This window comes from Nonomuraea sp. NPDC051298, assembly GCF_055586305.1.
This window is the reverse complement of record NZ_JBVJIM010000011.1, coordinates 280628-305095: the sequence shown is the minus strand read 5'-3', so window position 1 is coordinate 305095 and position 24468 is coordinate 280628. Positions and strand designations below refer to the sequence as shown.

19 protein-coding genes are annotated in these 24468 nt (G+C 72.1%); 13 read left to right on the top strand and 6 right to left on the bottom strand.

Going from position 1 to position 24468, the window contains the following annotated elements:
- Nucleotides 1-44: 44 nt before the first annotated feature.
- On the top strand, nucleotides 45-1388 hold the full coding sequence (locus tag ACZ6S0_RS29810) for a cation:dicarboxylate symporter family transporter (protein WP_465922620.1): 1344 nt from the start codon (nucleotides 45-47) through the stop codon (nucleotides 1386-1388).
- A 157-nt stretch (nucleotides 1389-1545) separates the two neighbouring features.
- On the opposite strand, the gene ACZ6S0_RS29805 is transcribed toward ACZ6S0_RS29810, so the two are convergent.
- Together ACZ6S0_RS29805 and ACZ6S0_RS29800 are read right to left on the bottom strand one after the other, a co-directional pair.
- Nucleotides 1546-2952, bottom strand: coding sequence for a sensor histidine kinase (locus ACZ6S0_RS29805; protein ID WP_465922619.1), 1407 nt, complete (start codon nucleotides 2950-2952; stop codon nucleotides 1546-1548).
- Between the two features lie 98 nt (nucleotides 2953-3050).
- A complete protein-coding gene (locus ACZ6S0_RS29800) occupies nucleotides 3051-4544 on the bottom strand; it encodes a glycoside hydrolase family 13 protein (protein WP_465922618.1) in 1494 nt (497 codons plus the stop codon).
- A 361-nt stretch (nucleotides 4545-4905) separates the two neighbouring features.
- Between ACZ6S0_RS29800 and ACZ6S0_RS29795 the strand changes: the two genes are divergently transcribed.
- From ACZ6S0_RS29795 to ACZ6S0_RS29785, 3 genes are all read left to right on the top strand, one after another.
- Complete coding sequence (locus tag ACZ6S0_RS29795) at nucleotides 4906-6156, top strand: right-handed parallel beta-helix repeat-containing protein (RefSeq protein ID WP_465922617.1); 1251 nt, start codon at nucleotides 4906-4908, stop codon at nucleotides 6154-6156.
- A 68-nt stretch (nucleotides 6157-6224) separates the two neighbouring features.
- Complete coding sequence (locus ACZ6S0_RS29790) at nucleotides 6225-6521, top strand: hypothetical protein (RefSeq protein WP_465922616.1); 297 nt, start codon at nucleotides 6225-6227, stop codon at nucleotides 6519-6521.
- A 136-nt stretch (nucleotides 6522-6657) separates the two neighbouring features.
- Nucleotides 6658-7053: a VOC family protein gene (locus tag ACZ6S0_RS29785; RefSeq protein ID WP_465922615.1), complete on the top strand. Its 396-nt coding sequence runs from the start codon at nucleotides 6658-6660 to the stop codon at nucleotides 7051-7053.
- Nucleotides 7054-7114: 61 nt separating this feature from the next.
- Here the strand turns inward: ACZ6S0_RS29785 and ACZ6S0_RS29780 are convergent, their stop codons facing one another.
- Nucleotides 7115-7678: a TetR/AcrR family transcriptional regulator gene (locus tag ACZ6S0_RS29780; RefSeq protein ID WP_465922614.1), complete on the bottom strand. Its 564-nt coding sequence runs from the start codon at nucleotides 7676-7678 to the stop codon at nucleotides 7115-7117.
- Between the two features lie 56 nt (nucleotides 7679-7734).
- Between ACZ6S0_RS29780 and ACZ6S0_RS29775 the strand changes: the two genes are divergently transcribed.
- The 3 genes from ACZ6S0_RS29775 (at nucleotide 7735) to ACZ6S0_RS29765 (ending at nucleotide 13070) form a co-directional block, all read left to right on the top strand.
- Nucleotides 7735-10845: a bifunctional cytochrome P450/NADPH--P450 reductase gene (locus ACZ6S0_RS29775; protein ID WP_465922613.1), complete on the top strand. Its 3111-nt coding sequence runs from the start codon at nucleotides 7735-7737 to the stop codon at nucleotides 10843-10845.
- Between the two features lie 212 nt (nucleotides 10846-11057).
- Complete coding sequence (locus ACZ6S0_RS29770; protein WP_465922612.1) at nucleotides 11058-11717, top strand: ACT domain-containing protein; 660 nt, start codon at nucleotides 11058-11060, stop codon at nucleotides 11715-11717.
- Nucleotides 11718-11906: 189 nt separating this feature from the next.
- Nucleotides 11907-13070, top strand: a complete 1164-nt coding sequence (locus ACZ6S0_RS29765; protein ID WP_465922611.1) for an acyl-CoA dehydrogenase family protein — start codon at nucleotides 11907-11909, stop codon at nucleotides 13068-13070.
- A gap of 4 nt (nucleotides 13071-13074) precedes the next feature.
- Here the strand turns inward: ACZ6S0_RS29765 and ACZ6S0_RS29760 are convergent, their stop codons facing one another.
- A complete protein-coding gene (locus tag ACZ6S0_RS29760) occupies nucleotides 13075-13431 on the bottom strand; it encodes an ArsR/SmtB family transcription factor (protein WP_465922610.1) in 357 nt (118 codons plus the stop codon).
- A gap of 415 nt (nucleotides 13432-13846) precedes the next feature.
- Between ACZ6S0_RS29760 and ACZ6S0_RS29755 the strand changes: the two genes are divergently transcribed.
- From ACZ6S0_RS29755 to ACZ6S0_RS29745, 3 genes are all read left to right on the top strand, one after another.
- Nucleotides 13847-14848 (top strand): cation diffusion facilitator family transporter, encoded by a 1002-nt coding sequence (locus ACZ6S0_RS29755; RefSeq protein ID WP_465922609.1) that lies wholly within the window; start codon nucleotides 13847-13849, stop codon nucleotides 14846-14848.
- Between the two features lie 377 nt (nucleotides 14849-15225).
- Nucleotides 15226-16665 (top strand): acyltransferase family protein, encoded by a 1440-nt coding sequence (locus ACZ6S0_RS29750; protein ID WP_465922608.1) that lies wholly within the window; start codon nucleotides 15226-15228, stop codon nucleotides 16663-16665.
- Nucleotides 16666-17090: 425 nt separating this feature from the next.
- Nucleotides 17091-18287: a CysS/YqeB C-terminal domain-containing protein gene (locus tag ACZ6S0_RS29745; protein ID WP_465922607.1), complete on the top strand. Its 1197-nt coding sequence runs from the start codon at nucleotides 17091-17093 to the stop codon at nucleotides 18285-18287.
- Between the two features lie 163 nt (nucleotides 18288-18450).
- Here ACZ6S0_RS29745 and ACZ6S0_RS29740 read toward each other — a convergent pair whose 3' ends face one another.
- On the bottom strand, nucleotides 18451-19740 hold the full coding sequence (locus ACZ6S0_RS29740) for an ABC transporter ATP-binding protein (protein ID WP_465922606.1): 1290 nt from the start codon (nucleotides 19738-19740) through the stop codon (nucleotides 18451-18453).
- A gap of 403 nt (nucleotides 19741-20143) precedes the next feature.
- Here ACZ6S0_RS29740 and ACZ6S0_RS29735 point away from each other — a divergent pair, with 403 nt between their 5' ends.
- A complete protein-coding gene (locus tag ACZ6S0_RS29735) occupies nucleotides 20144-21169 on the top strand; it encodes a LacI family DNA-binding transcriptional regulator (protein ID WP_465922605.1) in 1026 nt (341 codons plus the stop codon).
- Nucleotides 21166-22065, top strand: a complete 900-nt coding sequence (locus ACZ6S0_RS29730; protein WP_465922604.1) for a PfkB family carbohydrate kinase — start codon at nucleotides 21166-21168, stop codon at nucleotides 22063-22065. The genes ACZ6S0_RS29735 and ACZ6S0_RS29730 overlap by 4 nt, the downstream gene beginning before the upstream one ends.
- Before the next feature lie 24 nt (nucleotides 22066-22089).
- On the opposite strand, the gene ACZ6S0_RS29725 is transcribed toward ACZ6S0_RS29730, so the two are convergent.
- Nucleotides 22090-23301, bottom strand: a complete 1212-nt coding sequence (locus tag ACZ6S0_RS29725; RefSeq protein ID WP_465922603.1) for an MFS transporter — start codon at nucleotides 23299-23301, stop codon at nucleotides 22090-22092.
- A 239-nt stretch (nucleotides 23302-23540) separates the two neighbouring features.
- Here ACZ6S0_RS29725 and ACZ6S0_RS29720 point away from each other — a divergent pair, with 239 nt between their 5' ends.
- Complete coding sequence (locus ACZ6S0_RS29720; RefSeq protein WP_465922602.1) at nucleotides 23541-24446, top strand: D-isomer specific 2-hydroxyacid dehydrogenase family protein; 906 nt, start codon at nucleotides 23541-23543, stop codon at nucleotides 24444-24446.
- The last annotated feature ends 22 nt before the right edge of the window (nucleotides 24447-24468 follow it).

Here is a 24468-nt window from a genome sequence, read left to right as displayed (position 1 = left end):
CGCAGAACCAGAAGTTCATTCCAAAACTGCCGGAGAGCCCCGCTATGCGCGATCGCACTCACTATCTCTACGTGGCCGTCATCGTGGCGGTCCTGCTCGGGATCCTGGTCGGCTTCGTCTGGCCGGACGTGGGCCAGGCGCTGAAACCGCTCGGCACCGGCTTCGTCGCGCTGATCAAGATGGTGATCGGTCCCATCATCTTCTGCACGATCGTGCTCGGCGTCGGTTCGGTGCGCCAGGCCGCGAAGGTCGGCAAGGTGGGGGGCCTCGCCCTGGTCTACTTCCTCGCGATGTCCACGATAGCGCTGGTCATCGGCCTGATGGTGGGCAACGTCATCGACCCGGGCTCGGGCCTGCACATCACCGACGGCGCGCGGCAGGCCGCCGAGGCGGAGGCGGCCAAGGGCGGTGAGGCCAGCACGGTCGACTTCCTGCTCGGCATCATCCCCGAGACGCTCGTCTCGTCGCTCACCGACGGCTCGGTGCTCCAGGCGCTGCTCGTGGCGCTGCTGGCCGGGTTCGCGCTGCAGGCCATGGGGTCCAAGGGGGCGCCGATCCTGCGCGGTGTGGAGCACCTGCAGCGGCTCGTGTTCCGCATCCTCGCCATGATCATGTGGGCGGCGCCGGTGGGCGCGTTCGGGGCGATCGCGGCCGTCGTGGGCGCCACCGGCGTCGAGGCGCTCAAGAGCCTGGCCATCATCATGATCGCCTTCTACGTGACGTGCGCGCTCTTCGTCGGCGTGGTGCTGGGCACGATCCTCTGGGTGGTCGCCCGGATCAACCTGTGGTCGCTGCTGCGCTACCTCGGCCGGGAGTTCCTGCTGATCCTGTCCACCTCGTCCTCGGAGACCGCCCTGCCCCGGCTCATCGCCAAGATGGAGCACCTGGGCGCCAGCAGGACCGTGGCCGGCATCACGGTGCCGACCGGCTACTCGTTCAACCTCGACGGCACGGCCATCTACCTGACCATGGCCACGCTGTTCATCGCCACGGCCACCGGGTCGCCGCTGGAGTTCGGGGAGCAGGTGGCGCTGCTGCTGTTCATGATGATCGCCTCCAAGGGCGCGGCCGGCGTGACGGGCGCCGGGCTGGCCACCCTCGCGGGCGGCCTGCAGGCGCACCGGCCCGAGCTGGTGGACGGGGTGGGGCTCATCGTGGGCATCGACCGGTTCATGTCGGAGGCCCGCGCGCTGACGAACTTCGCCGGCAACGCGGTGGCGACCGTACTGGTGGGGACGTGGACGGGCGAGTTCGACCGCGACCGCGCCACAGAGGTCCTGGCCGGACGGGCGCCCTTCGACGAGGCCACCCTGCTCGACGACGAGGACGAGCGGCCGGGCGAGGAGGGGCCGCGCGAGGAGGCGGCACGGCAGATGTCGCCCGCCTGACGCCCGCCCGTACCGACGGGCTCGGCGGGGGTGCGTCCCCCCGCTCCCGCCGAGCCGTCCCGGAGGCCCGCCGCGCGGTCGTGCGGCGGGCCTCCGGGTGTCCGGGTGTCTGTGGGCGCTCCGGGGTCGGGCCGGTACCGCCCTCAGGGTGGGGGTGTCACACGGCAGGCAGGCGCAGGACGAAGCGGGCGCCGCCGGTGAAGTCCTCCACGCGGATCTGGCCGCGGTGCGCCATCGCCACGTCGCGCGCGATGGCCAGCCCCAGCCCCGTCCCGCCCGAGTCGCGGCTGCGGGCGGCGTCGAGGCGGGTGAAGCGCTCGAAGATGCGCTCCCGGTCCGCGCCGGCGATCTCCATGCCGTCGTTCTCGACCGCCAGCACCGCCGTGCCGCGCGGCCCCTCCACGACCTCTCTCCCGGCCCTGTCCTCGGGCCCGTGCCTGGCGTCCCTCCCGGGCGGCTCCCTGAACAGCTCGACCCGCACCATGTGCTCGGCGTGCCGCTGGGCGTTGTCCAGCAGGTTCGTCAGCACCCTGGCGAGCTGCAGCCGGACGCCCTCGACCGCCACCCCCTCCGAAAGGTCCACCCGCACGGGCACCTTGTCGCAGCGCACGGCCAGCTCGTGGCGCACCAGCTCGGCCAGGTCGATCCGTTCCCTGACCATGTCCACCTGCGATCCGATGCGGGCCAGCAGCAGCAGGTCGTTGATGATGGCCTCCAGCCGGTCGGCGTCGCGCAGCGCGCTGCCCACCACCGCCTCGACGTCGGTGTCGTCCGGGTAGAGCTGGGCGGTTTCGAGCTGGGCCCGCAGCCCCGCGACCGGGGTGCGCAGCTCGTGGGAGGCGTCGGAGGCGAACTGGCGCTGCTGCTCGGCGGAGCGTTCGAGCCGGGCCAGGGTGCCGTTGATGGAGCGCGCGAGCTGGGACACCTCGTCGTCGCCCGGCGGCTGGGTGACGCGCTTGCTCAGGTCGCCGGCGTACACGGCGTCCAGCTCCGCCCGCATGGTCGCCACCGGGTGCAGGGCGCGGCCGGTGACCAGCCACGTGGCCCACCCCGCCAGCGCGGTCAGCAGGATGATCTCCGAGAACACGACCCCTTCCAGGGTCCGCGTCTGCAGCACGTCGGGGCTGCTGCGGCCGGCGTAGACGATGGGGGAGTCGGAGTACAGGGTCACCCGCACCGCCGACAGGTGCACGCACTCGGTCGGCAGGCAGCTCGTGGTGTTGATGACGCGGTCCCTGGCCGTGGGGCGTACGTCGCTCAGCGGCGGCAGGTTCCTGGCCGCGTCGCTCGTGGCCAGGACGTGCCCGTCGGGGCCGATGATCTGGATCAGGTCCACCGCCGGGTTGGGCACCGGGATGGCGGCCCCCATGGGCAGGGCGCCGCCGCGCATCTCGAAGGCGATGCGCTCGGCGGTGTCCCTGGTGTCGTTGAACACGGCGGCGGCCACCAGCGTCCTGGCCACGGCCATGCCGGCGACGCCCACGGGGATGAGCACGAGGGCTGCTACGGCCGTCGCGATGAGGGTGACGCGTCCGCGCAAGGACCTGGCCCACCGGGGTGCCACTCCCCGAGGCTACCGAGCGTGATTGCTGAGTATTGTCGGGTATTTACCGGGCAAAGGGAAAGATTCCCCCAACCGGCGTCCCGGAGTGACTCAGGTCGTCAGCGCTGCAGCCAAACCGTGGTGTCCGGCGGGATCGAGCCGTCGCCGGGCAGCGGCCCGCTGGCCAGCAGCACCTGTCCGTCCACGTCGAGCCGGGCCGGCTCCTCGCCGGTGTTGAGCACCACGACCAGTCCGGGGTCGCGCTCGATGGCCAGCACGTCCTCGGGGGTGTCGAGCCAGGTCAGCGTGCCGCCGCCGAGCGCCGGGTGCCGCCTGCGCAGCCTGAGCGCGGCCCGGTACAGGTTGAGCGTGGAGGCGGGGTCGTCCTGCTGGGCCTCGGCCGACAGCGCCGCCCACCCGGCCGGGATGGGCAGCCACGGGTTCCGCCAGCCGAGCCCCTCGGCGGAGGTCCACGGGAGCGGCACCCGGCAGCCGTCGCGGCTCTCGCCGCGCCGCAGGAAGGCCGGGTCCTGGCGCAGCTCGTCGGGCAGGTCGAGCACCTCGGGCAGGCCCAGCTCCTCGCCGTTGTAGAGGTAGGCAGAGCCGGGCAGGGCCAGCATGAGCAGGGTGGCCGCGCGGGCGCGGGCCAGGCCGCCGTGCCGGGTGACGTGGCGCTGCACGTCGTGGTTGGACAGCACCCACGTGGTGGGCGCGCCGACCAGCTCGGCCTCCCTGAGCGAGCGCTCGATCACCGTACGGAACGACTTGGCGTGGAAGTCCGCCATCATGAACTCGAAGTTGAACGCCTGGTGCAGCTCGTCGGGCCCGACGTAGCGGGCCAGCCGCTCGGGAGACGACACCCACGCCTCGGCCACCGCCATCCGCCCGCCCGGGTAGGAGTCGAGGATCGGCCGCCACTCGCGGTAGATCTCGTGCACGCCGTCCTGGTCGAAGTACGGCACCTGCTCGTCGCCCAGCATCTCGGCCTGCGGGCCGTCCTTGCGCCCGACGTCCGGCAGCCCCTCGGCCTTGATCATGCCGTGGGCCACGTCGACGCGGAAGCCGTCCACGCCCCGGTCGAGCCAGAAGCGCAGGATGTCGCGGAACTCGGCGCGCACCTCCGGGTTCTCCCAGTTGAGGTCGGGCTGCTCGGGCGCGAACAGGTGCAGGTACCACTGCCCGTCCTCGACCTGCGTCCAGGCGGGGCCGCCGAAGATGGACTCCCAGTCGTTGGGGCGGTCGCGGAAGACGTACCGGTCGCGTAGCCCGGCCTGGAACCAGGGGTGCCGGTCGGAGGAGTGGTTCGGCACCAGGTCGACGATGACCCTGATGTCCTTGGCGTGGGCGTCGGCGACGAGCGCGTCGAAGTCGGCGAGCGTGCCGAACATGGGGTCCACGTCCCGGTAGTCGGCCACGTCGTAGCCGCCGTCGGCCATGGGCGAGGTGTAGAAGGGGCTCAGCCAGATGGCGTCCACACCCAGCTCGGCCAGGTAGCCGAGGCGGGCGCGCACGCCCGCGAGGTCCCCGACGCCGTCGCCGTCGGCGTCGGCGAAGCTTCGGGGATACACCTGGTACACGACGGCGTCACGCCACCAGTCGTCGTTGCCGTGCATGGCTGTCCTTCCCCGGGTTGCCCGAGATGTCAGGTGATGTACGGATAAACGATGTCGCGGCGGCCCGCGTAGGGTCAAGTGAAAGTTTCGGAAAGTTGCGGTTTTCGTCAACCTTGTCGGCAAAGAGTGTGTTCGAGGTCAAATGGGATGGTTTCGCGGCCAGGTCCGATGAAGCCCTTGCGCAAGTTCTTGCGATCTCCGCACGACATCACGGAGGGTGACAATTTCATACCGGGTCGCGGGAGCCGCGCCACGCGCATGGCGTCGGGCGCGGCCGTCACGCTACGGTTTCTCCTGCTGATTCCCCGTAACTCCAACGAGATAGCGGTGTGCTCGCATGAGGTTGCTGTCCGTAACAGTCATGGCTTCGCTCCTGCCCGCCGTACCGGCCGAGGTCGCCGCGCAGACCCGTGCCCAGGTGGTCGCCCGAGCCGGCGCCACCTACTACGTCGACTCCCGCGCGGGCGACGACGCGGCCGCCGGCACCAGCGCGGGCACCGCGTGGAAGTCACTGGAGAAGGTCAACGCCGCCGAGCTGAAGCCGGGCGACACCGTCGCCGTCAAGCGCGGCAGCGGCTTCACCGGCCCGCTCACCCTGGCGGCCAGCGGCACCGCCGCCCGGCCCATCACGGTCAAGGCGTACGGCAGCGGCGCGCTCGCCAGGATCGGCGGCATCGGCGACGACTGCGTGGTCGTCAAGGGCAACCACTGGAGCATCGGCGGCCTGCGGGCCTCGGGCTGCCGCTGGGCCGGGTTCCAGATCGACGGCGACTCCAACGTGCTCGACGGCGTGCAGGCCGACCGCAACATCGCCGGTGTCTTCGTCACGCCGTCGGGCGCGCGCAACACCATCCGCGACAGCGTCCTGACCGGCAACAACCGGATGAGCGTCAACGACCGCGGGCGCGACAACGACTCCGGCGCCTTCGGCGTCCTGCTCAACGGCGACGACAACGTCGTGACCGGCAACACCATCACCGGCAGCTACGCCACGAGCAGCGACTACGGCACCGACGGGGCAGCCGTCGAGATCTTCGACGGCGACCGCAACCGGGTCACCCACAACATCGCCAGGGACAACGAGACCTTCGCCGAACTGGGCGCCAGGAAGGGCGGCACCGCGACGGGCAACCTGTTCGCCTTCAACGTCGTCACCTCCTCGCGCAGCCGCGGCTCGTTCCTCGTCACGCGCGGCCCCCGCCACGTCGTCGGCCCCGTCAAGGGCACCGTCGCCGTGCACAACTCGGTCCACCTGCCCGCCAAGGACACCGTCGGCTGGTCCTGCCACGACGGCTGCTCGCCGTCGATCCTGAAGCTGCGCAACAACGTGATCGCGGTCGGCGGCGAGGCGGGCTGGGAGGACGGCGCGGGCGCCGACGAGGACGGCAGTGTCTACCAGGGCCGCACGACCCGGTTCAAGCTGGGGCCGAAGTCGGTCGTCGCCGATCCGAGGTTCGTCTCCCGTACCGACCTGCGCCTGCGCCCCGGCTCCCCGGCGCTGGGCCGTGGCGTGCCCCTGACCTCCAAGTGGTACGGCGGCAGGGCGATCGGCAAGGACGTCGCGGGCCGGCGCGTGACCGGCGCGCCGGACGCCGGGGCCTACCAGCGCTGAGCGGTCCGAGACCGGGGGACGGCGGGCGCGTCCGGTGTCCCGGTGGTGGTTGGGGCTAGAGTGGCGCCGTGGTACCTGACCTCCGCCTGCCGCTGGTCCGGCAGCTCGCCGAGTCCGAGGCTCCCCGGCACTTCTGGCACCTGGGCGACGAGGACGGCCGGGCCTGGCTGTTCGAGAGCGTCGAGGGCGACGGCGAGCACTGGGCGGTCCGCCAGGTCGTGGTGGGCGCCGACCGGGGCGCGCGCCGCTACTGGTGGCGTCACCTGCAGGACGAGCACGGCTTCCTCACCGACCAGCCGCTGGAGATCTGGGAGTTGACCGAGATCCCCCAAGAGGCGTTCGAGGCGGTCTGGGACGCCACCTGATTCCCGCGGAATTTTCGCGGATTTCCCTCGGAGCGACGGTCGATTCCCGGGTGTCCCGTTCGACGTGTTGGTGACGGAGACCGGCACGGTGGTCAGGACGAGGGCCCTTTGACAGGGCCAGGGAAGGAGCGGACCGATGGACTGGAAGCTCGAGGTGGTGTCGATCCCGGTGGCCGACGTGGAGAGGGCGAAGCGGTTCTACAGCGAGCAGCTCGGGTTCGTGGTCGACCACGATACGCAGATCAGCCCCGGCGCACGGGTCGTGCAGCTCACCCCGCGCGGGTCGGCCTGCTCGGTCGTCATCGGCGCTCCGGCGGGGGGCGTCGCCAAGGGGCTGCAGCTCGTGGTGCCCGACATCGACGCGGCGCGGGCCGAGCTGGCCGGGCGCGGCGTCGAGGTCAGCGCTGTCCAGCACTACGGGCGGGACGGCACCCTGGCCGAGGGCAAGGGCGGCCGGTGGAACTCGTTCGTGTTCTTCAACGATCTCGACGGCAACGGGTGGGTCCTGCAGGAGCGTCCCGAGGGCGAGTGACGGACGGCGGGGGAGGGCCCGGGTTCGCGGCCCTCCCCGCCACGGGTCCGGGCCGGGAGGGTCAGCCGGACATACCGGACAGGCCGTGCGTCATGAGGCGGATGGCGGCGTCGAAGTCACGCTCGATCTCCCGCCCGTCGCCCGGGAGGTGCCCCCGCGTCTCCGCCATCACGAACCCCGACACGAACGCGTACAGCACGTCACCGGTGCGCCGCAGCTCCGGCTCCGGCACCCCCGCGAGCCGCAGGACGCGGTAGAGGGCCTGCCAGATCGGCATTTCCCGGTCCGCGATGGCCTCCGGATGGTTGTGCAGGTACGCCCACATCGCCGGATGCGCCGTCACGTGCCGATGGTAGGCCAGCGCCAGCTCCCTGAGCTGGTGCTCCCAGGGGGAGCCGTCGTCCGGCGGCAGGGCCATGCGCTCGGCCGCCCCGTGGCAGATGAGCCCGAGCAGCGCCTCCTTGCTCTCCACGTGGTGATAGAGCGACATCGGGTTGACGTCGAGTTCGGCAGCCAGTTTGCGCATGGACAAGCCCTCCATGCCGCCCTCGTCCACCAGGCGCAATGCTGTGGAGCCGATCTCTTCCAGAGTCAGGGGGGCGCCCCTGCGCGCGCTCGCTGCCATACGCCGTATGGTAGCGTCCGCCATACGGTGTATGGCTACTCAGGAAGGGTGCACCCATGGCACGGATCCCCGCCCCGCAGGGCCTGCCCATCGTGGGCAACACGCTGCAGATTCCCTCTCACTCTCCGGTCCAGCACTTCGTCGAGGTGGCCTCCCGGTACGACGAGGGCATCTTCCAGCTCGAGATCGCCGGTCGCCGGGTCGTGCTGGTCTACGACCCCGACCTGGTGGCCGAGGCGTGCGACGAGAGCAGGTTCATCAAGCGCATCAACCCGCCGCTGACGATCGTGCGCGACTTCGGCGGCGACGGCCTGTTCACGGCCGAGGCGCACGAGCCGGTGTGGGGCCACGCGCACCGCATCCTGATGCCGGCCTTCAGCCAGCGGTCGATGAAGGCGTACTTCCCGCAGTTCCTGGAGGTCGCCGAGCAGCTCGTCGAGTCGTGGGCGGGCCGCCAGGGGGAGGACCTGCCCGTCGCCGACGACATGACCCGGCTGACCCTCGACACGATCTCGCTCACCGGGTTCGGCTACCGGTTCAACTCCTTCGACTCGCCGGAGCTGCACCCGTTCCTCCAGGCCATGGGCGGCGCGCTGACCGAGGCCATGCTGCGCAACCAGCAGCTCCCGTTCGTCACCAAGCTCAAGAAGCGGCACGAGGAGACCTACCGGCGCGACATCGCCACGATGCAGGCGCTGGTCGACGAGGTGATCAAGCGGCGCCGCGCCGAGGGCGGCGGGGGCGCCAAGGACCTGCTGGGGCTCATGCTGGAGGCGTCCGACCCGCAGAGCGGCGCCCGGCTGTCGGACGAGAACATCCGCAACCAGGTCCTCACCTTCCTCATCGCCGGCCACGAGACCACCAGCGGCCTGCTCTCCTTCGCCCTGTACAACCTGCTGCGCGAGCCGCACACCCTGGCCCGCGCCTACGACGAGGTGGACCGGCTGCTCCCGGGCGACGAGCCGCCGACCTACGAGACGATCATGAAGCTCGACGTCATCCCGCGCGTCCTGGAGGAGACGCTGCGGTTCTGGTCGCCGATCCCCGTCTTCGGGGTGAGCGCCATCGAGGACACCACGGTCGGCGACTACCCCGTCCCGAAGGACCAGGCCCTGGCCGTGCTGCTGCCGCCGCTGCACCGCAGCCCCAAGGCGTGGGAGCGGCCGGACGAGTTCGACATCGACCGCTGGCTGCCGGAGCACAGGAAGCACCACCACCCCGGCGGGTACAAGCCGTTCGGCAACGGCGAGCGGGCCTGCATCGGCCGCCAGTTCGCGCTGACCGAGGCCAGGCTCGCGCTGGCGATGATCCTGCGGCGCTTCGCCGTGTCCGACCCGAACGTCTACCGCATGAAGATCAAGCAGATGCTCACGCTCAAGCCCGACGGCTTCACCCTGCGGGTACGGGAGCGCCGCGCCCACGAGCGGGTCGTGGTGAGCGCGCAGCCGGAGGAGGAGAGCGAGCGGCAGGACCTCGCGGTGACCGGCGTGCCGCTCACCGTCGCGTACGGCTCCAACCTCGGCACCAGCGCCGACCTCGCCGAGCGCCTGGCCGAGCGGGCCGGCCGGGCCGGCTTCGCCACCACGCTGACCACGCTGGACGAGCTGACCCCGCCCACGGAGGGCCTGCTCGTCGTCGTGGCCTCCTCCTACAACGGCAAGGCCCCCGACAACGCCCAGCGCTTCGACGCCCTGGAGTCGCTGCCCGACCTGTCCGGGGTGCGCCTGGCCGTGCTGGGCTGCGGGAACACGCAGTGGCCGACGTACCAGGACTTTCCGCGGCGGGCGTACGAGAAGCTGACGGCGGCGGGGGCCGTCCCGCTCGTCGAGCGGGGCGAGGCCGACACGGACGGTGACTTCGACGGCGACGTCTCCGCCTGGACGGCGCGGCTGTGGGCGGCGCTGGCCGAGGAGTACAGCGCCTCCGCCGGGGCCGCCGGGCCGCGTTACGAGATGGAGGTGCTCACGGAGGCCGAGGTCAGGCCCTCGGTCGTCTCCGAACGCGCCTTCCCGCTGACCGTCGTCGCCAACGAGGAGCTGACCGCCGACCCCACCGGGCTCTGGGACTTCTCCGTCGAGGCCCCGCGTCCGGGCGTGCGCGCGATCACGGCGCGGCTGCCGGAGGGGGTGACGTACTCGGCGGGGGACCACGTGGCGGTCTTCGCCAAGAACGACCCCGAGCTGGTGGAGTGGGCCCTGCGCTGCCTGCGCGTGCCCCGCGACCAGGTCGTACGCCTGCGTGCCGCCGGCGCCACCCACCTGCCGGTGGACACGCCGGTCACCGCCGGGCTGCTGCTGACCGAGTTCGCCGAGCTGCAGGAGGTGGCCACCAGGTCCGACCTGGAGGCGCTGGCCGCGCACACCGCCTGCCCGTGGACGACGGGCCGCCTGGCCGAGCTGACCGCCAACTACGCCGACGAGATCCTCGCCAAGCGGGTCTCCCCGCTGGCGCTGCTGGAGCGGTTCCCGGCGATCGAGCTGCCGCTGCCGGTGTTCCTGGAGATGGCCGGGCCGATCAAGCCGCGCTACTACTCGGTCTCCTCCTCGCCGCTGGCCGAGCCGGGACTGGTACGGCTCACCGTCGGCCTCGTCGAGGGCCCGGCCTGGTCGGGCACCGGCACGTACCAGGGCATGTGCTCGGCCTACCTCGCCGGGCTGAAGGAGGGCGAGGTCTTCTACGGCTACGTCCGGGTGCCCGCGCCGCCCTTCCGGCTGCCGGACGACCCGGCCACGCCGGTGATCCTCGTCGGCCCCGGCACCGGGTTCGCGCCGCTGCGCGGCTTCCTGGAGGAGCGGGCGCTGAGCGGGGCGACCGGGCGCGCGGCGGTGTTCACCGGGTGCCGCCATCCCGAGCACGACCTGCTGTACGGGGACGAGCTGGCCGTCTGGGGCGCGGCCGAGGGGGTGACCGTGCACCGGGCGTACTCGGCTGTGGCGGGGCATCCGTACCGGTTCGTTCAGGACGCGGTGGCGGCGCACGCGGACGAGGTGTGGGAGCTGCTCGCGCAGGGCGCCCACGTCTATGTCTGCGGCGACGGCCTGCGGATGGCGCCGGCGGTGCGGCAGACCCTGCTGGACGTCCACCGCGAACGGACCGGTGAGGACGGCGCCGCCTGGCTGGCCGAGCTGGAGGCGGCCGGCCGTTACCAGCAGGACGTGTTCGCCTGACACGGTTGATGGAAATCTTCCGGCCTGGCCCCGATCGGTGGAAGGTGATGGTCGGGGCTTTGTCGGGCGGTGTGCCTTAGTGAACCACACTTTAGCGACAAATCAGACTTAATCCGGCATTTTTGGATATAACCGCAGCAAGCGCGATATATCCGTGGAACATACGCGAAACCTTTCCACGGCACTGTGAGAGCCTCTGGGAAGGGGGCGCCATGCTGCTGCGACTGAGGGTGTCGTTGCCCGACCGGCCGGGTGGTCTCGGCCAGGTCGCCAAGGCGTTGGGCGCGCTGGGAGCGGACATCCTCCAGGTCACCGTGCTGGAGCGCGAGGCCGGGCGCGCCGTGGACGACTTCACCGTCACCTGGCCGGGTCTGGCGGACGCGACCGAGGCACGCGAGCGGCTGTCGGCCGTGCCCGGCGTACGCGTCGAGGGGGTCTGGGTGACCAGGGACGTACCCGGCTCGGCACCCGACTACGACCTGCTCATGCACGTCGCGGCCGAGCCCGCCCGGGGTTACGCCACCCTCGTGGACGCCCTTCCCGCGCTGTGCGGCGCGGAGTGGTCGGTGGCGGTGGCCGACGGCGCCGTCCGGCACGCCTCGCTGGCCGCGCCCGCCGAGTTCGACCTGCCCGAGCCGCCGCCCCGGGCCATCACCATGGACGCCGAGGAACTGCGGCTGATGCTCCTGCCGGTCGTCGCCGCCGGGCTGCACGTGGTGGTCGCCCGCGCGGAGGGTCCGGTGTTCCACCGCGCGGAGGTGGAGCGCGCCGCCCGCATCGTGGACGTGGTCTCCAGGATGGCGGCCCGCGTCCAGGCCGGCTCCTCGCCTGCGGAGAACGGGCTCGGCGCTCGGGACGAGGCCCGACGCTGATCGACCGGAGCGCTGCTTGACCGGGGGCGCTGCTTGACCGGCGGCGGCGATTGACCGAACAATCATCTGGTCACTAACGTGGTCGATCTGATCGTGTTTCTGCTGGTCGGTGTTCCGTCTGGTCGTGTTCCGATCGTGCGAGCAGGGGCAGCCCGTGACCGTCCGGCCCGCTCCGGGGATTTGAGGCACATGGACTTCGAGCTGACCGGCGAACAGAAGGCGTTCCGAGAGACCCTGCGCGCGTTCGTGGACAAGGAGATCGTGCCGGTGGCCACCGAGTGGGAGCGCTCGGGGCGCTATCCCACCGAGATCGTCGACAAGATGAAGCGCATGGGGCTGTTCGGCCTGTCCGTGCCCGAGGAGTACGGCGGCATGGAGGCCGACATGGTCTCGTTCGCGCTGGTCTTCGAGGAGATCGCGCGCGGCTGGATGGGCGTGGCGGGCACGATCGGGTCCCATTCGCTGGCCTGCTGGATGATCGCCCGGCACGGCACCGAGGAGCAGAAGCGGCGGCACCTGGCCGACCTGGCGACCGGCGCGCGCCGTACCGCGATCGCGCTGACCGAGCCCGGCGCGGGCACCGACCTGCAGGGCATCCAGACCCGCGCGGTACGCGACGGCGACCACTACGTCGTCACCGGCACCAAGACCTGGATCACCAACGCCCGCCACGCCGACCCGCTCCCCGTGCTGGTGAAGACCTCGATCGCGGACCCGGCGCACAAGGGCATGTCGGTGCTGCTCGTCGACCCGTCGTCGCCGGGCTTCAGCGTCAGCCGCGACCTGCCCAAACTGGGCTACAAGGGCACCGAGACGTGCGAGGTGGTGCTGGACGGGGTCCGCGTGCCGGTCTCCTGCCTGCTCGGCGGCGTCGAGGGGCGCGGCATGCAGCAGGTGCTCGGCGGACTGGAACTGGGGCGGATCAACATCGCCGCGCGCGCCGTCGGCGTCGCCCAGGCGGCCTACGACGCCGCGCTGAGCTACGCGCGCGAACGTACGGCCTTCGGGCAGCCGATCGCCGAGTTCCAGGCCATCCAGCTCAAGCTCGCCGACCTGGCCACGGAGATCCAGGCCGCCCGGCTGCTCACGTACTGGGCCGCCGCCCAGGCCGACGGGGGCAGGCGGGTCGACATGGAGGCGGGCATGGCCAAGTACTTCGCCTCGGAGGTGGCACTGAGGGCGTCGCTGGAGTCGATGCGCATCCACGGCGGCTACGGCTACTCCCAGGAGTACGTGGTCGAGCGCCTCTACCGGGACGCGCCCCTGATGGCGATCGGCGAGGGCACCAACGACGTGCAGCGCCTGGTCATCGCCCGGGCGCTCATCTCGGGCAAGGGAAAGGTCGGCTGGTAGCCGCTCAGTCGTGCCGTGGCAGGCCGGACACCTCGTGGTCGGCGTGGAACAGGGCCTCTGCGATCACCGTCCGTACGTGGGAGTCCGTGGCCCGGTAGAGCACGCGGCGGCCGTCCCTGCGGGTGGTCACCAGCCCGGCCAGCCGCAGCTTGGCCAGGTGCTGCGACACCGACGGGCGGGCCACGCCGATGTCCTGGGCAAGTGAGTTCACATCCCGCTCCCCGGACGACAGCAGCCACATCAGTCGTAGGCGTGTGCCGTCGCTCAGCATGCGGAAGGCGTCGACTGCCGCGTCCACCTGGGCCGGGGTGGGCTCTTGTTGCGATGGTGTGGCACCTGAGACGTTGTCGCGTGCGTACATGACTACATATCCTGCCCAAAAGGGATGAATTGCGCAAGCGGGGGGTGCCATGTCCGACCAGCGAGACCCGTCCTCGGCCCCGCACGAGCCCGCATCCGAGCACGAGCCTGTACCTGAGCACGAGCCCGCATCTGGGCGAGAGCCTGTACCTGAGCGCGAGCCCGTGTCTGAGCGCGAGCCCGTGTCTGAGCGCGAGCCCGTGTCTGAGCGCGAGCCCGTGTCTGAGCGCGAGCCCGCGCCTGAGCGCGGCCCCAGACATGGGCATGGGCACGGACCCGGACATGGAGAGGGGCCTGGGCTCGGGCAGGGGCATGGGCACGGAGAGGGGCCTGGGCGCGGGCAGGGGCAGGGACGTGGAGATGGGGCTCGGCAAGTGCGTGGGCGGGGGCGGGGGTGGGGGTGGGGGATCGGGGTGGTGCTTGGGCGGATCGGGCACGCTCTCGCGCCCCACAGCCACGACAGCGCCGACAAGACGGACGCCGCCCTGGAGACCAGCAGTCGCGGGATGCGCGTGCTGGCCATCTCGTTCGCCGTCCTCATGGCGACCGCCGCCGTTCAGGCGGCCGTCGTCGTGGCCTCCGGCTCGGTCGCGCTGCTCGGCGACACGCTGCACAACCTGGCCGACGCGCTGACCGCCGTGCCGCTGGCGATCGCGTTCTCGCTCGGACGGCGGGCCGCCAACCGCCGCTACACCTACGGCTACGGGCGGGCCGAGGACCTGGCGGGCATCGTCATCGTCGCGCTCATCGCCGCCTCGGCCGCCCTGGCCGGGTACGAGGCCGTCCGACGGCTGCTGGAACCCCAGGAGATCAGGAACGTGGGCTGGGTGGCGGTGGCGGCGCTGATTGGATTCGCCGGGAACGAGTGGGTGGCCCGCTACCGCATCAAGGTCGGCAGGGAGATCGGCTCGGCCGCGTTGGTGGCCGACGGCCTGCACGCCAGGACGGACGGCTTCACCTCGCTGGCCGTGCTGCTGGGCGCGGGTGGAGCGGCGCTTGGCCTCCGGCTCGCGGACCCGGTCGTCGGGCTCCTGATCACGGTCGCGATCTGCTTCGTCCTGCGCGACGCGGCCCGCGAGATCTACCACCGGCTCATGGACGCGGTCGATCCCGCCCTGGTGGACGACGCCGAGCGCATCCTCGCCACGGTGGACGGGGTGCGCCGGGTGGAGTCCGTACGGCTGCGGTGGATCGGGCACGCCCTGCACGCCGAGGTGGAACTGCTCGTCGACCACGACGTGTCGGTGGTGGTGGCGCACCGGATCGCGGTGGAGGCCGAGCACCGGCTCATCCACGACCTGCCGCGCCTGCGGGCCGCCACAGTGCACACCGACCCCGACGGCCCGGACGGCGCCGACCACCACGCCTCACTGACCCCGCACCGGGTGAGCGGCCGCGACCCGTCCCGCCGAGGCTGACCTCCTCCCTGGCTCGCGTAAGCCTCCCCGGCTCGCATAAGCCTCCTCGGCCTGCGGTAAGTGTCCCCGGGCTGCGTGAGTCTCCTCGGCTTGCGTAAGTGCCTCCGGCCTGCGGATGCGTTCTTGGGCTGTGTGAGTCTTCTTGGCCCGTGTATGCGTCTGCGGCCTGGGTAAGCCTCCCTGGCCCGTATGAGCCTTCTCGGCCTGCGTCCTCCTGGCGCATAAGCCCCCCGGGAGGGGGTAGCTCTTCGCGAGTGTCCGCCGCCTCCGTGCCCCCGGATTCCGCTGTGCCCGCCGGGCCGCCCACGCCTGCCGCGCCCCCGGCGTCCGCCCCGACCCCCGCCGCCGCTGTGCCGTCCGCGTCCGCCGAGGCTTCCATGGCCGCCGTGCCCTCCGTACGCCCCGTGGCCTCCGTACGCCCCGTGCCCGCCACGCACCCCACGGTCGCCGCGTCCCCCGGACCTCAAACGGCTGTCGCTGTGCCGTCCGTGATCCCCGCGTCCGCCCTGCCCGTGGCCGATGCGGTGGCCGTGCCCAGGCTGGCCTGGCTGGACGCGTTGCGCGGCATCGGTGCGCTCGCGGTGGTGATGGAGCACCTGCTGCCCTGGTTCGTCCCGGTGCTGCGGCCCTACTGGTTCAGCCTCGGCATCTACGGAATCCTGGTGTTCTTCCTGGTCAGCGGCTACATCATCCCGGCCTCGCTGGAGCGCCACGGCGACGTGCGGGCCTTCTGGATCAGCCGCTTCTTCCGCCTCTACCCCCTCTATCTCGCCGTCATCGCGCTCGTGCTGTCCCTGGCGTGGTGGGTGCCGGTGCGGGCGGAGGCGCCCCGCGACGGCAGCGCGGTGGCGGCGCACGCGACCATGCTGCTCGACGTCGTCAGCATCGGCGGGGTGGCCGACACCATGTGGACGCTGTCGTACGAGATGGTGTTCTACCTGGTGGTCACGGCGCTGTTCCTGACCAGGGGGCACGAGCGCAGCGGGTTGCTGGCGATGGTGTTCGCGGGCGCGGCGGTGGTGGTCGGGCTGGTGGCGTCGGGGGCGGTGCTGCGGGGCGGGTGGCCGGCGTACGTGTCGTGCGCGGTGTTCGCCGTCGGGCTGGCGGGCGTGCTGCTGGGCCGCCTCCGTACGGTCGCCGCCTGCGCGCTCGGGCTGATGGCGGTGGCGTCGCTGCTGCTGACCAGCCGGATCCCGTGGCTGGGGATGGCGGTGCTGGGGGTGATGTTCGCGGGCACAGCCATCCACCGGTGGGAACGCGGCACCGGCGGGCTGTGGCCGGTGGCGGCCACCGCGTTGCTGGTCGCGATCGCGCCGACGCCCCTGTGGGCCGTCGAGGGCGGCTGGTGGTGGGCGCAGGCCGATGTGTGGATCACCACGATGGTGCTGGCCGGGGCCACGTTCGCGGGCGGGATGGCGCTGCGCGGGCGGCGGCTGCCCCGGCTGCTGGTGTGGTTCGGGCTGATCAGCTACTCGCTCTACCTGGTGCACCATCCGCTGCTGAAGTATTTCGCGCAATTCGTCGGCGACCTGCGGTGGGCCGCCCTGCCGTACCAGCTCGGCATGGCGGCGCTGGCCGTGGCCCTGGTCGTGGGCGTGAGCGCGCTCACCTACCGCTACGTCGAACGGCCCATGCAGGCGCTGGGCCGCCGGGTCTCACGCCGGGTCTCATGCCGGGGCCGTGACGGGGGCGAGCGCGGGGGCGATGCCCGGATGGCCGGCCAGGGCACGCGCGACGACCGGGTCCTCGGCCATGAGGAAGGCCAGGTGCCTGATCGCGTGGGCGACCACGTTGGCCAGGGCGACGTGCTCAGGTGACGGCGTCGCGGGGGCCCGGCCCCTGGCGATCTCCAGCACGGGCACCTCGACGGCGGGCAGCCAGGGCGCCGGGTCGGGGCAGACCACGTAGGTCAGGACGACCCGGCCCTCGGGCTCGTAGCGCCAGCTCGTGGAGTGCACGACGACGCCGGGGTCACCGGCCGCGACGCCGCCGAGCCTGCGGGCCGTCTCGTCGGGGTGCTCCCCGGGCCGTGGCCGGGTGCGGGCCTGCCGGTAGGACCAGCGACTGTCGGTGCCCACCCGTAGCATGAGCGTCTCAACCGAGACCACGTGTCTTCCCGTCACCGGCAACAACTTACTGCTCATCATGCGCAGGTGCGTTCCATACGCATGTCGACCGTGCTCTTGAAACACTGTGGCGGGCCGGGTTGTAGTCGAGGCGTGGGGAAAGGAAGGCCGACGACATGCCCGGTGTGCTGGTGTTGATGGGGTCGGGCGAGACGAGCCCGACCATGGTCGAGGTCCACCGCGCGGTGGCGCGGACATTGCGTACGGGTGCGCGGGCCGTCCTGCTCGACACCCCCTACGCCTTCCAGGAAAACCGGGCCGACATCTCCGCCCGCGCCTGCCGCTACTTCGCCCGCAGCGTCGGGCTCGACGTCGAGGTGGGCGCCGCGATCACGGGCGCCGACTGGGTGTTCTCGGGGCCCGGCAGCCCCACGTACGCGCTCGACCGGTGGGCCGACTCCGGCGTGGCCGGTGACCTGCGGGCCCGGGTGCGCGCCCGCGAGGGGGTGACCGTGCTGGCCTCGGCGGCGGCCTGCACGGCGGGCCTGGCCACGGTGCCGGTCTACGAGATCTACAAGGTGGGGGCCGAGCCCCACTGGCGCGAGGGCATCGACCTGCTGGAGCCGCTGGGGCTGCGGGCCGTGCTCATCCCGCACTTCGACAACGCCGAGGGCGGCACCCACGACACGCGCTACTGCTACCTCGGCGAGCGACGGCTCTCGCGGATGGAGCGGGAGCTGCCGCCGGGCACGGCGGTTCTCGGGCTCGACGAGCACACGGCGCTGGTGATCGACCTCGTGGACGAGTCGGTACGGGTGGCGGGGCGAGGCGGGCTGACCGTGCGGCGGCCGGGGTCGGTGGCGGTTCTGCCCGCGGGCACCCGTACCGGTCTGGGGGAGTTGCGCCGTCTGGCCGAGGGGGGCGGCGGTGGCCTCGCCGTCGCGCCTGGGGTGGCGGGCGAGCCGTACGACGTTCCCGCCGAGGTGACGCTGGAGGAGTCCGTCCGGGCGTGCGAAGAGCTGTTCAAGGCCGCCGTCGCGCGCTCCGACCTGGTGGCGGCGGCGCAGGCCGTCCTCGACCTGGAGGCGGAGATCGTCAAGTGGGCGGCCGACACGGAGGAGGACTCCGGCGGGGTCGAGCAGGCCAGAGAGCTGATGCGGCTGCTGATCGCCCGGCTCGGCGAGTTGGCCGCCACGGCCGGGCACCGCTCGCGGAGCCTGCCCGCCCTGGTCGATCCGCTGCTGGCGCTGCGAGCGCAGCTACGCCGCGACGGCCGCTACGACGTGGCGGACACGCTGCGCACGGCGATGGCGCGGGGTGGCGTCACGATCGAGGACACCCCCGACGGCCCGCGCTGGACGACCGCATCCTGAAAAGGAGGGCCGCCATCGGAATGGTGGGTCAACCGCCCATGCGGTCAGTGGAGCGGCGGGTTGATGTCGGTGCCGTGCCTGCGGTCAGTGGAGCGGCGGGCTGATGTAGGTGCCGTGCCTGCGGTCGAGGGAGCGGGGTCGATGTGGGTGCCCCTGTATGCGGTCAGCGGCGTGGGGGGTCGATGCGGGCGCCGTCCATCGTGAAGATCATGATGCGGGAGAGGTCCACGCCCACCTTGGCGGCGTCCCCGGCGCGCCAGACGGGGCGGTTGCCCAGCCGGATGATCAGGTCGGAGCGGCGGTGGATGCCGCTGTTCGGGTTCGCGCCGACCTGCTCCTGCTCCTGGTGCTCCACTTCCTGCGAGAACAGCCGGCGCACCAGCCCGGAGACCCTGCCCGACCCGTTCTTGCCGCCGTTGCCGCGGCCCGCGCGGCGGCGCGGGTCCGGCGGCTCGGGCACCGGTACGGCCGGCATCCCGCACTCCAGGTACGCCAGCCACTCGTGCCCGTGGTACTCCAGCGTCCGCACGCGCCCGTAGAACGAGGGCCCCTCGTACGACTCCGGCACGGGGGCCAGCCCGTCCGGCCGCAGCCCCACCAGCACCTGCCCGCCCGTGTGCTGCGAGATGGCGTACGCCCTGGGATCGCTCCACGGCATCGTGAGCCGGTGCGGTCCGAAGTCGAGCTGCACGTACTGGTTCTGGGGGGTTCTGACCCCGGCGGCCAACAGGTTCAACTGCTGGGAGTTGAGGAAGGCCGCCACGAAGGCCGTCGCTGGATCGTTGTAAATCTGGGCCGGGGTGCCCACGTCCTGCAGCACTCCGCGATTCAGGATCGCGATCCGGTCCGCCAGGGTCAGGGCCTCCACCTGGTCGTGGGTGACGTAGATGGTGGTGACGCCGAGCGATCTGACCAGCGCGGAGATCTCCATGCGCAGCTCGGTGCGCATGCCGGCGTCCAGGTTCGACAGCGGCTCGTCCATGAGGAACAGCTTGGGCTGCCGGACGATCGCCCGGCCCATCGCCACCCGCTGCCGCTGGCCGCCGGAGAGCGTGCCCGGCTTGCGGTCGAGCGTCTCGTCGATGTGCAGCGCCTTGGACAACTCGGTGACGCGCTCCTGGACGAGCGCCGGGTCGGACTTGGCGATCTCCAGCGGGAAGGCGATGTTCCCGCGCACGGTCCTGTGGGGGTAGAGCGCGCCGTTCTGGAACACCATCGCGACGTCGCGGTCGCGGGGCGGCAGGTGGTTGGCCACCTCGCCGTCCAGCCAGAGATCCCCTTCGGTGATCTCCTCCAGGCCCGCGATCATCCGCAGCAGCGTGGACTTGCCACATCCCGAGGGGCCGAGGAGGACGAGGAACTCGCCGTCGTCCGCGTGGAGGCTCAGCCGGTCGACGGCGAGGTAGTCGCCCGGATACACCTTGGTCACTTTGTCGAGAACGACCGAGCTCATGGGCCCACACCTTGCGCGCGTGTCACCTGTGACGGGGGCTGATTGAAGAGGTAGTACATCGCGCCTTAACGCTGCATGTCCACCCTTGACATAAAGAATCTCGCTCATAGGAGTTTTCGAGTGACGATTTGTACATTAAACAGCCTCTATTTCTGAATCGAGGAAGGTGGAAGGGCTTGCGGAAAATTGCGGCAAGAGCTTTCATGGTCGGGACGTCCAGGGAGATCCGGAGGGCACGATTGGCCGCATGGTGCGAGAAGCGCGAGCGCCGCGTCCCGCGCGGCCCGGCCGTGGCACCCGCGACGCCCGCGAACGACGCGGCGCCCGGCGGAGCGCTCCGGGCCGCCCCCTGCGCCCCTGGAGCAGCGGATTCGGCGGTCCGGCGGAAAGTAAAGTGTCAGCCATGAACGGTCACGCTCGCCTCGCCGACGTCGCCGCCCAGGCCGGGGTGAGCGAGGCCACCGTCAGCCGGGTGCTCAACGGCAAGCCCGGCGTCTCCGCCGCCACCCGCCAGGCGGTGATGACCGCGCTCGACCTCATGGGCTACGAGCGCCCGCCCCGCCTGCGACAGCGCAGCAACGGGCTGGTCGGCCTGGTGACGCCCGAGCTGGACAACCCGATCTTCCCCGCCTTCGCGCAGGCCATCGAGAAGGCGCTGACCCAGCACGGCTACACGCCCGTCCTGTGCACCCAGCTCCCCGGCGGCGCGCCGGAAGACGAGTTCACCGAGCTGCTCGTCGATCGCGGTGTGAGCGGCATCGTGTTCGTGTCCGGTCTGCACGCCGACACCACCGCCCGGATGGACCGCTACACCCGCCTGCGCGACCGCGGCCTGCCGATCGTGCTGGTCGACGGCTACAGCGAGCACATCGACGCGCCGTTCATCTCGCCCGACGACCGCCTGGCCGCCCGGCTGGCCGTGCAGCACCTGGTCGACCTCGGCCACGAGCGGATCGGTCTCGCACTCGGGCCGCGCAGGTTCGTCCCGGTGATCAGGAAGATCGAGGGCTACCGGCAGGCCATGGCGCAGCTCCTCGGCGCGCGCGACGTCGACGAGCTGATCGCGCACTCGTTGTTCTCGGTCGAGGGCGGGCAGGCGGCGGCGGCCCAACTGCTCGCCCGCGGCTGCACCGGCATCGTGTGCGCGAGCGACCTCATGGCGCTGGGCGCGATCCGCGCCTGCCGGGAGAGGGGGCTGTCGGTGCCGGTCGAGGTGTCCGTGGTCGGCTTCGACGACTCGCCGCTGATCGCGTTCACCGATCCGCCGCTCACCACCGTGCGCAAGCCGATCGGGGCGATGGCCTCGGCGGCCGTGCAGACCCTGCTCGAAGAGGTCAACGGCGCGTCCGCCCGGCACGTCGAGCTGGTCTTCCAGCCCGAGCTGGTCGTGCGCGGCTCCACCGGCTCCGGCCCGCTGGTCAACCGGTGACCCGCGACCTGCCCGCCCCGCCCGACCCGTTCGACCTCCTCGTTCTCGGCGGCTCCGGGGTCGACACCACGGTCTACGTGCCCGGCCTGCCCCTGGCGTACCGCGACACCTACCACGTGCCGCCGGTCGTCGACCGGATCGGCAACACCGGCGCGGGCGTCGCGCTCGGCTGCCACGCGCTCGGGCTCGGCGTCGCCTTCGCCGACCTCATCGGCGACGACCCCCAGGGCGCGCTCATCCGCCACGCGCTGCGCGAGATCGACTGCCGCTTCGGCCCGGCTCGGGCAGGTACCCGGCGCAGCGTCCTGCTCGTCGGCCCCGACGGCCGCCGCACCTCGCTGCACGACGCCAGGGCCACACCCGGCGAGCGCCTGCCCCGAGACCTGTACGCCGGGCCGCGCCCCCGGCACGCCCACGTGTCGATCACCGACTTCTGCCGCCATGCCTACCCCGACCTCGACGGCCTGCCGATCTCCACCGACCTGCACGACTGGGACGGCGTCGACGACTACCACGAAGACTTCGCCTACCGCTCCGACCTGGTCTTCATGTCGGCCGCCGCCCTGGCCGACCCGCTCGCCGTGATGCGCGGCGTCATCGAGCGCGGACGGGCCCACACCGTCGTGTGCACGCGCGGGGCCGACGGCTGCCTCGTGCTCACCCGCGACTCCGCCGTACGGGCCTTCCCCGCCGCGCCGCTGCCCGGCCCGGTGGCCGACAGCAACGGCGCGGGCGACGCGTTCGTCTCCGGCTTCCTGTACGGCACCCTGCGCGGCCGTCCGCTGGACGAGTGCGTACGCCTCGGCGCGATCGCCGGGGCGCACGCCTGCACGGCGCCCGGCACGCACGAGTCGCCGATCACCGAGTCGCTGCTGCTGGCCCGCGCCTCGGCGTAGGCCCCGGCCGGCCGCCGGGCCCGGTCAGGCGCCGGCCGGGTGCGGCTGGTCGAGCTCCCGCCACGAGCGGAAGACGAAGGGCGGCACGGAGATCACCAGGTAGACGCCGGTGAAGGCGAGGAGGGTGACGTGCAGCCCGGCCAGGGCGCTGAGCGAGCCCGCCAGCAGGCCGCCGACGGGCATGCCCACGTACGCGGCGGCCGTCATGGTGCCGATCACCCTGGCCCGCAGCGGGACGGGGATGCGGTCGTACTGGAGGATGCCCAGGATCGGGTTGATGGCGCCCGCGGCGAACCCCGACAGCATGGTGACGGCCAGCGCCAGGGGGAAGGGCGCGCCCAGCGCCAGCACCAGCACCCGCGGCACCCCGGCCAGCAGGAAGCACAGCCCGTACGTCAGCCGCATCGGCAACCGCCCGCCGGCCGCCCCGTACACGATCGTCCCGGCCACCGCGCCCGCCCCGAGCACCCCGGTGAGCAGCCCGAACGCGCGGGGGTCGGCGGCCACGTCGCGCGCGTACAGGGCGAGCAGCACCTGCGTCACGCCCGTGTCGAGCAGGTTGACGATCACGATCATCCCGGTGGCGCTGAGCTGCAGCCGGTCGCGCCAGAGGAAGACCATCCCGGCTCTCAGGTCGTTCAGGTAGCCGTCCGACTCGCGCCCGCTCCTGGCGACGCGCGACACCCCGGTCCCGACGACCAGCGCCGACAGCAGGAACGTGACCCCGTCCACGAACAGCAGCGTGCTCGGGCCGATCCACAGGATCAGCACCCCGGCCAGCGGCGCGCTCACCATCGCGGCCCCGCGGGACACGCCGTCGTAGGCCGCCGCCGCCCGCTCGATGCGTACGCCCGCGCCCTCGGCGAGGTCGGGCAGCATCGCCTTGCGCGCGGTCTCCCCAGGAGTGGTCGTCAGCCAGCGCAGGAAGAGCAGCACCAGCAGCAAGGGGTAGCTCAGGCCGGTGGTCAGGAAGAGCGCCGGCACCGCGAGCACGATGAGCCCGCTGATCAGGTCGGACCACACGCTGGCCGCGCGGAACCCGAGCCGGTCCACCAGCGAGCTGCCGAAGGCGGCGGAGATGATCGTGGGGAAGGTCGTGGCGAACGAGGCCAGCCCCGTCAGCACGGCACTGCCGGTGGTCTCCAGCACGAACCAGGGGATGGCGAGGAGCGAGACCATGTTCCCGGTGACGGAAAGGGCGTTGGCGGCCAGCAAGGTGATGTATGGACGCCTCACGCGCAATGCCCCCGGCAACGGTTGTCGATTCAGCGTTGCTCACGGGTGGCCTGTGGTCAAGCGAACCTGTTGGCACTGGTTTGTGGCTCTTGAGCAGGTACATCCGCCTGCCCCTTCGTCACGTGACCGCCCGGAGACGAGGCGCCCCCTATGCTCATTCGCGATCAACGCGTCACAACCCGGGAGGCTGCCCCGATGACCAGACCCCACGCCAGCCCCGCCGCGAGGATGGTGCTCAGGTGACCGTCGCCGTCCACGTCGGGCCCGAGCCCGTGCCCGCGCTCGTCGACGCCGTACGCCGCGCCGGCGGCCGGGTCGTGCCCCTGGAGGAGGCCGAGGCGATCGTCTACTTCGGCACCGGCGACCCCGGCGAGCTGCGTTCGATGATCCACGAGGGCATCCGCTGGGTGCAGCTCCCGCACGCGGGCGTCGAGCGGTGGGCCGACGCCGGGGTCGTCGCCGCGCACCCGGTCTTCACCGCAGCCGCCGGCGCGTACGGGCCGCAGGTGGCCGAGCACGCCCTGGCCCTGATGCTGGCCGCCGCGCGCGGGCTGCACCGGCTGGCCAGGGCCACCTCCTGGGGGCCCAACACCTCCAGGGAGCTGGCCGGTTCGACCGTGGCGATCCTCGGCTGCGGCGGCATCGGCCGGGCGCTCGTCCGGTTGCTGGAGCCGTTCGGCTGCACGGTGGTGGCGGTCACCGATCGCGGCGAGGTGCCCGGGGTGGCCAAGGTGGTCCCGCGCGCCCGCTACCGCGAGGCGCTGCCCGAGGCCGACTACGTCGTCGTCGCCGCGCCCGCCACCCCCGGCACCAGGGGCATGATGGGGGCGCGCGAGTTCGGCCTCATGCGGTCCGACGCGTGGCTGGTGAACGTGGCCCGAGGCGGCCTGGTCGTCACCGGCGACCTCGTGGAGGCGCTGCGCGAGGGCCGGATCGGCGGGGCCGCGCTCGACGTGACCGACCCCGAGCCGCTGCCGGCCGGCCATCCGCTGTGGGGGCTGGACAACGTACTGATCACCCCGCACTGCGCCAACCCGCGCCCGGCCTACTGGCGCGGCCTGGCCGAGCGCGTCACCGCGAACGTGCGCCGCTTCCGCGACGGCGCCCCGCTGGACGGCGTCGTCTCACCGTCACAGGGCTTCTGACCCGGCGTGGGGCCTAGCCCCG

Coding starts and splice junctions, on each gene's coding strand:
- ACZ6S0_RS29765 (WP_465922611.1), top strand. CDS start 11,907: ATGGACTTCGAGCTGACCGGCGAACAGAAGGCGTTCCGAGAGACCCTG.
- ACZ6S0_RS29740 (WP_465922606.1), bottom strand. CDS start 19,740: ATGAGCTCGGTCGTTCTCGACAAAGTGACCAAGGTGTATCCGGGCGAC.
- ACZ6S0_RS29745 (WP_465922607.1), top strand. CDS start 17,091: ATGCCCGGTGTGCTGGTGTTGATGGGGTCGGGCGAGACGAGCCCGACC.
- ACZ6S0_RS29735 (WP_465922605.1), top strand. CDS start 20,144: ATGAACGGTCACGCTCGCCTCGCCGACGTCGCCGCCCAGGCCGGGGTG.
- ACZ6S0_RS29795 (WP_465922617.1), top strand. CDS start 4,906: ATGGCTTCGCTCCTGCCCGCCGTACCGGCCGAGGTCGCCGCGCAGACC.
- ACZ6S0_RS29800 (WP_465922618.1), bottom strand. CDS start 4,544: ATGCACGGCAACGACGACTGGTGGCGTGACGCCGTCGTGTACCAGGTG.
- ACZ6S0_RS29810 (WP_465922620.1), top strand. CDS start 45: ATGCGCGATCGCACTCACTATCTCTACGTGGCCGTCATCGTGGCGGTC.
- ACZ6S0_RS29780 (WP_465922614.1), bottom strand. CDS start 7,678: ATGGCAGCGAGCGCGCGCAGGGGCGCCCCCCTGACTCTGGAAGAGATC.
- ACZ6S0_RS29750 (WP_465922608.1), top strand. CDS start 15,226: ATGGCCGCCGTGCCCTCCGTACGCCCCGTGGCCTCCGTACGCCCCGTG.
- ACZ6S0_RS29760 (WP_465922610.1), bottom strand. CDS start 13,431: ATGTACGCACGCGACAACGTCTCAGGTGCCACACCATCGCAACAAGAG.
- ACZ6S0_RS29770 (WP_465922612.1), top strand. CDS start 11,058: ATGCTGCTGCGACTGAGGGTGTCGTTGCCCGACCGGCCGGGTGGTCTC.
- ACZ6S0_RS29785 (WP_465922615.1), top strand. CDS start 6,658: ATGGACTGGAAGCTCGAGGTGGTGTCGATCCCGGTGGCCGACGTGGAG.
- ACZ6S0_RS29775 (WP_465922613.1), top strand. CDS start 7,735: ATGGCACGGATCCCCGCCCCGCAGGGCCTGCCCATCGTGGGCAACACG.